This window comes from Streptomyces sp. NPDC002602, assembly GCF_042889445.1.
Classification (GTDB): Bacteria; Actinomycetota; Actinomycetes; order Streptomycetales; family Streptomycetaceae; genus Streptomyces.
This window is the reverse complement of sequence record NZ_JBIAQX010000033.1, coordinates 23,576-29,824: the sequence shown is the minus strand read 5'-3', so window position 1 is coordinate 29,824 and position 6,249 is coordinate 23,576. Positions and strand designations below refer to the sequence as shown.

4 protein-coding genes, 1 tRNA gene and 4 pseudogenes are annotated in these 6,249 nt (G+C 67.2%); 5 read left to right on the top strand and 4 right to left on the bottom strand.

Annotated features, from left to right (window positions below):
* Positions 1 to 93, top strand: a pseudogene (locus ACFYW3_RS38470) (IS5/IS1182 family transposase); the annotation flags it as partial.
* Positions 94 to 579: 486 nt separating this feature from the next.
* On the opposite strand, the gene ACFYW3_RS38465 reads toward ACFYW3_RS38470, so the two are convergent.
* Positions 580 to 828: a hypothetical protein gene (locus tag ACFYW3_RS38465; protein ID WP_351757373.1), complete on the bottom strand. Its 249-nt coding sequence runs from the start codon at positions 826 to 828 to the stop codon at positions 580 to 582.
* Positions 829 to 1,187: 359 nt separating this feature from the next.
* Here ACFYW3_RS38465 and ACFYW3_RS38460 point away from each other — a divergent pair.
* Positions 1,188 to 1,306, top strand: a tRNA-Gly gene (locus ACFYW3_RS38460).
* Between the two features lie 319 nt (positions 1,307 to 1,625).
* Positions 1,626 to 2,066: pseudogene (locus tag ACFYW3_RS38455) on the top strand (transposase); the annotation flags it as partial.
* A 29-nt stretch (positions 2,067 to 2,095) separates the two neighbouring features.
* On the opposite strand, the gene ACFYW3_RS38450 reads toward ACFYW3_RS38455, so the two are convergent.
* Both ACFYW3_RS38450 and ACFYW3_RS38445 read right to left on the bottom strand, forming a co-directional pair.
* On the bottom strand, positions 2,096 to 2,737 hold the full coding sequence (locus ACFYW3_RS38450) for a hypothetical protein (protein ID WP_389388946.1): 642 nt from the start codon (positions 2,735 to 2,737) through the stop codon (positions 2,096 to 2,098).
* Positions 2,738 to 3,315: 578 nt separating this feature from the next.
* Complete coding sequence (locus ACFYW3_RS38445) at positions 3,316 to 3,729, bottom strand: winged helix-turn-helix domain-containing protein (RefSeq protein WP_389388945.1); 414 nt, start codon at positions 3,727 to 3,729, stop codon at positions 3,316 to 3,318.
* 388 nt (positions 3,730 to 4,117) lie between these two features.
* On the opposite strand from ACFYW3_RS38445, the pseudogene ACFYW3_RS38440 reads away from it, so the two are divergent.
* A pseudogene (locus ACFYW3_RS38440) lies at positions 4,118 to 4,499 on the top strand (IS110 family transposase); the annotation flags it as partial.
* Positions 4,500 to 4,755: 256 nt separating this feature from the next.
* On the opposite strand, the gene ACFYW3_RS38435 reads toward ACFYW3_RS38440, so the two are convergent.
* On the bottom strand, positions 4,756 to 5,328 hold the full coding sequence (locus ACFYW3_RS38435) for a barstar family protein (RefSeq protein ID WP_389388944.1): 573 nt from the start codon (positions 5,326 to 5,328) through the stop codon (positions 4,756 to 4,758).
* 151 nt (positions 5,329 to 5,479) lie between these two features.
* Here ACFYW3_RS38435 and ACFYW3_RS38430 point away from each other — a divergent pair.
* Positions 5,480 to 6,234: pseudogene (locus ACFYW3_RS38430) on the top strand (transposase family protein).
* Positions 6,235 to 6,249: the final 15 nt, after the last annotated feature.

Genomic DNA, 6,249 nt, shown 5'->3' with positions numbered 1-6,249 from the left:
AAGATCCTCCGCGACTGCCGCCTCAAAGGCGACGGCGTCCACCACGCCATGCTCGGCATCGCCCGACTGCACAACCTCGCCCTCGCCGGATAGACGAGAGGATCGCACCACGACTGAACCTGCCCACGGCGACTCAAAGATCATTTACGGGACAGCCCTTAGACCGCCCCGGGTGGATCGAGGACGTCGCCTACCTCGGCGACCACATACGACGCCCGGTTCGCAAACCTACCCTGCCGCCCCCTTGTCTCCACCGCGCGGTCCGCAGCCGTCCGCGACGAGGCCCACGAGGACCGCAGCGGCGCGGGGGCTTTATGCCGCTGGCTGTCCTGATTGCGCATGGCCGATCAGCGTCTCGCGCTATCCGTGTACCCGCCGCCGTCACAGTGGCGCGATGGATGCAGGACTTGCCGCCGTCCTAGGCGCCACCGTTGGAGCCCTTGGCACGGCAGTCACAGGAGTTGCCGCAGCCTCCTTCACTTAAGGAGGTAGCCGTTCGATTTGGAGGTTGAGTCCGCCGGGCGGCGGACGCGCCTCAGCCGCGGCCTGAGTTACAGCGCGGCCGGATTCTCTGCGGCCTTAGTCCGACGTGTTCTTGCTGGCGAGAAAGTCCACCAGCCTGGTTACTGCACCCGTCTGTCCGTTGAGGTTCGTGGTGGAACTGGTGGAGGTCTTGATCGGGTCGCCCGTGAGCGGGTCGTTGCCACCCTTTGCGTTGGCCTCTTGCAGGATGCCATGGCCAGAGGCGGGTTCCTCGTCAGCGAGGGCGGGGACGGCGGTGGCGAGCAGAGCCGCGCCAGCAAGCGCGGCGGCAGCGATGATCTTCATACGATGACCAACGAGGGATCCGGCAGCAGGACACCCGCGAACCTCCAGCCGCTGAGGCCAACAGCAGGCAGTAGACGGCTTCGCCGGGATTCCGCTCATCGGGGCGCCCCTCCCCGGCTTCACAGCTGCCTGCATCATGGCTTCTGGCGACGCGGCACGAACCATGTTCGATTTCTGTGACGCCTGAGTGCTGCCCAATCTCGGGTACAAGTGCTGTCGCTTCTCCGCTTCTCGGGCTCTGGCACAACTTCTGTGGGCCCATGGCAGTGGTCTTCGGCTTCCCGGATAACGATTCGTCCGCAGAGAACGGTGTCTCTACCCTGAGTCGCAGCGGGAGTGCGCGCATTCCCGCAGGTTGCGGTGCCGTGGCAGAGCGGCCCATTGCGATCGACGTGGGCGAGGTCCCTCCCACGGCGACTGACGGAGACGGAGCGGACCTGCTCCCATCTGTCCGCGGGTTCAAATCCCGTCGGCACTGCAGCCGGCCTGGACTTGGTCCAGCGCACGGACCTGGCCGCATCGCGCCAGGTCCACAGAAGTTGTGCCAGAGCCCGGGAACGGAAGGCAGCACGCCACAGGCGGCCGTGAGACGGCATGGGAGCCGCACTACGGACCACCTGGCGTAGCCAGCGCTTTTGTCCTTGGCCACCCGCCTCCCGAGGACGCCCAGACCGCCAGTGCGACGTCCCGACGTTGGGCGGTGCCTCCCGGCGTCATGAACAACGGCTCAGCATCGCCGACCTGGGTGACTCCCGAACTGCTGTCGAAACGCTGCTCCTCGACGTGAACGAAGCCAGGTCGGTGACGACACGCTCTGGGGCGTCAACCGCCGGAAGAAGGGCGCCTCGAACACGCTGGCCGCGCTCAGATCGGTCCGGGCCGCGCGACCGGACGGCGCCCCCATCTACGTCATCCTGGACAACCTGTCCGCCCACAAGGGCGAGACGATCCGCCGCTGGGCGAAGAAGAACCGCGTGGAGCTGTGCTTCACGCCGACATACGCATCCTGGGCCAACCCAATCGAGGCGCACTTCGGGCCGCTGCGGCAGTTCACCATCGCCAACTCCAACCACCGCAACCACACCGTGCAGACCCGGGCCCTGCACGCCCATCTGCGCTGGCGCAACGCGAATGCCCGTCACCCCGACGTGCTCGCAGCCCAGCGCCGCGAGCGCGCTCGCATCCGCAGCGAGAAGGGCATCCGTTGGGGCGGACGTTCCCTCGCCGATGCCGCTTGACCAGCCCGGCGACCTTGCCCGGCCGGGTCCTAGCAGTAGCCGTCCACCCTGGCGCCGGCTGGAGCGAGGTTGGGCCAGGGATGTCCTGCTCTGTCGGAGGCAGCGGACCCTAGGAGGTCAAGAATCGTGCACCCCGGGTAGCCCCGAAAACTCGCGTAGGTGCCCCGGTAGTAGCAGCTCCAGTAGCTCACGACCCGCCGTTGAGTGCGCGCGAAGAAGGCAGGGTTGTCCACGAGGAACTGCCCGTAAGCGAGGTGGCCGCAGGTGCCGGGCGTGGCGAGATCACGGAGCTCATCGCAGATGACGACCAGGATCTCCAAGACGTATTCGCCAACCAACCGCACGACGAAGGGGACGACCCATGGGTCCGTGGAACCAACGACCTTCTCCAGGTGGCGCTGCCTGACCATGCCGTCGCAGTGCCTTGAGTACAGGCAGTGCAGAAGCTGTTGTTGGCGCGACGAAAGCGACGCCACCCGGTCAGTGGGCGGCTCGTCGTGGTAGAGGCGCCCGGGGATCAAAACCTGCTGGCCCTCGACATCGACCGAGAACGAGGCATGCGGCTGGAGCCGAGAATCAGGCATCACCGCCAGAACTGCCTCGGCATCGCTTGCAAGCTCGGCTGGGAACGCCGTGATCAACGGATTGCTGCGGTCGGAAAGCGGCTGCACGAGCCGAGCATAGGCGGATGCCTCCGCCAGGTAGCTGGCATTAATGGCCCCACACCCGCCCAACCCGGCGAAGGTATGCGGTCAGAGCACTAGAGAGGCGCCGCCACCCCTCGGTTCGGTTCGGGCGGGGGCTCGTTGTTTCCCGCAGGAAACAACGAACCCAGGCGCGTGCAGGCAGGGGCGGCAATCGCCGATGCATCGCGTATCGACGGCGTCCTAGACGCCGGGAACGGTCCCGCCGGGCTGCGGCCATGCACTCGGGGTGCGTGCAGCCGTAGCCGGCGCACGAGGGACTGCCATGCCGGACCCGCGACCGTGCCGGCTTCCTGCGGCCCCGACCCGCAGGACCCGGACCGGCCGCCACAGTTGCGGGAAAAGGTATCGAATCCTTACCCCGCTGATTCTGCCTGCTCACTCGAGACCGGATGGCCACGGCGGGGTGCTGAGGATCCGGCGAGGTTCGGAGAGTGGCGAGCACCCGGCGGAAGCCGCCCGACGTGGTCTCCGGGGTGCGCACCGGAACGTGGCGGGTAGGGGTTGCCGATCGGCTCTGGACGCGGGCCACGGGGCCACGGTGTTCAAGCGCTACGGTGGAGGAGTTTGGGCGCGGCTGCCGTGACCTGGCGCGGGAGGTGGATGAGGCCGCCTTCTCGGCGCGGGCCCGGGCTTCCGCGGTTCCCCTGCTCCGATCCCGTTCCGTCTGCTCGCGAAGGCGTTGGGCCTCGGCCCGACCCTGCCAGCCCCAGCTCCGACCCCGGGGCGACCGTCGGGTGAAGCCTGCTTCGTCCTCGAAGCGGACGTAGCCCCCACAGGCCACCCGGACCCTTTACCTCCGCCCAGGTCACCACCTTCCACGCGGTCACGGCCCGCTCATCGCGTTCGGCCACCCGCCAGGCGGGGACCTGCGGACTGAAGCGCACCCGGTGCATCAACCGGGTGGCGCCGGAGACACTGTAAATGACGTGGAACTTCCGGCCGATCAAGGTGGCCACCCCCGACGCGGTCCACACCCGGTCCTCCACCCAGCCATGTGCGGCCGGACACTACCTCCAGGAACCCCGCCAGCTTCTCGAGGCACCGCGTCGACAGGCGACACCGTGACCCGCTCGGCCCCCGGGAGGCCAGAACCTCAACACCACCCCCCATTACCGTTTTCGTTACCCCCCAACGGGGCGCCCGACCTTCGGAGTTGGCATGACTTTCTCCCCCTGTCGATCGCATGTCTTGGGGGGTGGTGTCACCGGCTCCGGAGGCATCGACAGACCGCTGACTAGGGGCATGACCACCGGCCTTTCCGCAGGTCGGGAGGCTCTTCGTAATGTGGATGTGGCGATCGATGCCGCGGGATGGCCGGACGAAGCGGACGACCGGAGGAAGCGTGTGATCGACATCAGCGGCATCGGCGCCTTCCTCGACCTGGACGTCGGCAAGGGCGAACACCATGCCACCGCCGTCACCCCCGCCGGGAAGAAGGCCTTCGACAAACGGCTGCCCAACAGCGAACCGAAACTCAGCGAGGTCCCCGGAAAACTGCAGGCCAAGCACGGGACCGTGCTCGTTGTCGTCGACCAGCCGGCCTCCATCGGCGCTCTGCCACTGGCGGTGGCCCGGGACATGGACTGCCCGGTCGCCTACCTGCCCGGACTGACGATGCGGCGGATCGCCGACCTCTATCCCGGCGAGGCCAAGACCGATGCCCGCGACGCGTTCGTCATCGCCGACGCCGCCCGCGTCATGCCCCACACGCTCCGCTCGATCGACCTCGACGTGCTTCGCGAGGAGGTGGCAGCGGTCCTCGCACCGATGGGCATGCGCCTGTCGATGGAGAAGACGAGGATCAGCCACATCGACGAGGGCCTCGACTTCCTCGGATGGCGCATCCAGCGTCACCGCAAGCGAGTCACTGAGTCCTTTCCAACCTCCTAGTTGCGTTGGTGAGCGGCATGCACGCAGACATGCCGGCGGCCCAGGTGTTGGGCTGGCCCGAGGAGCCAACGCGGGTACCGGACGGCCCGGGATCAGGAGATCTTCGGGCGCCCGGCCGCCTTGGGTCGCCAGACATCGAGGTCCAGGGCCACCGTGAGGAAGTCACCCTCCACACGGACGACGAGGTCGGGGTACTCGATCCCCGCCGCGAAGCCCTCGGCACAGACGTCGTCGAGCAGGAAGAGGAAGTGCTCGATCACCACCGGCTCGTCCGTGAGGTTGCCATCAGGATCCACCTCGTTGTTCGCGCGGTCCGCCCCGATGCAGAGCATCGTCATGAACAGCTTGAGGTGGTCCGCCCCGAGGAGCGCATCGGCGCCTCGGACGACCATGACGAGCCCGACTCCGCCTGTGAGGGCGTCGCCGAGGTCGTCGAGACGGTCGACCAGGGCATCCCAGTTCCAGCCGAAAGAGCCGGGGTATCCGACCGCCCGGGCGAAAGCGTCACACACGGCCGCCCCGTCGACCAGGTCGCGGGCCTGCACTTCGTACACCCGGCCGCCTGCGGCACTAAGAGCCGCCGTCTGCTCCCTGAACTCAACCGCGTCGCGGGGCCCGAAGATGACCCAGGGCGTCTCCGGCTTGCTGACATCGAACGAGGTCACATCTGTCCCTTCCTGGCGAATTCGCCGGCAGACCACCTCTTGCAACCTGGCAGCGAAATTCACCTGTTCGGGGTCAAGGACTGTACGTAGCGATGAAGCTCCTGGTAGACGGGGTCTCGACCAAGATCACCCGTGTCCGCCAGGAGCTTCCGTGCTTGTCTACCCGTCGTCGATCGATCTGTCCAGCCGTAGCCTGCGACAGCTGACCGAGCAGCTCGCGGTTCGACGACGACAGATCGGGACTCGGTGGCGACGACTGCCCGCCGGTCGTCAGGCCCTGTTCGCCTTGGCCCATCTGCGGTGCGGCGATACCTATGCCCAGCTTGCCGCCGGTTCGCAATCGGCGTCGCGACCGTCTACCGGTACATACGCGAGGCCATCGAAGTTTTGGCCTCTCGGGCACCGACCCTGGCGGAGGTGATGGAGACGGTCCGGGCGAAGGCGTTCGTGATCCTGGACGGCACGCTGCTGCCGATCGACCGGATCGCCGCCGACACCCCGTACTACTCGGGCAAACATAAGCGGCACGGCATGAACGTGCAGGTCCTCACCGACCCATTCGGCCGACTGCTGTGGGCTTCTCCGGCCCTGCCCGGAGCCACCCATGACCTGACGGCCGCCCGAACCCACGGGATCGTCGATGCGCTCGCCGCCACGGGACTGAAGTGCTGGGCGGACAAGGCGTACCAAGGCGCTGGCCGGCACATCCGGGTCCCCTTTCGGGGCCGCCAACTCAGGCGTTGGAAGCAACGGCACAACAGCAGCCACGTCAAGATCCGCTGCGTCGGCGAACAGGCCATGGCCGTTCTGAAGGGCTGGCGCCTACTGCGGAAGCTTCGCCGCAGCACCAACCGGATCACCGACATCGTGAAAGCCATCCTCGTCCTTCACCACGCCTCAGCATGAGGTTGGAAAAGGCTC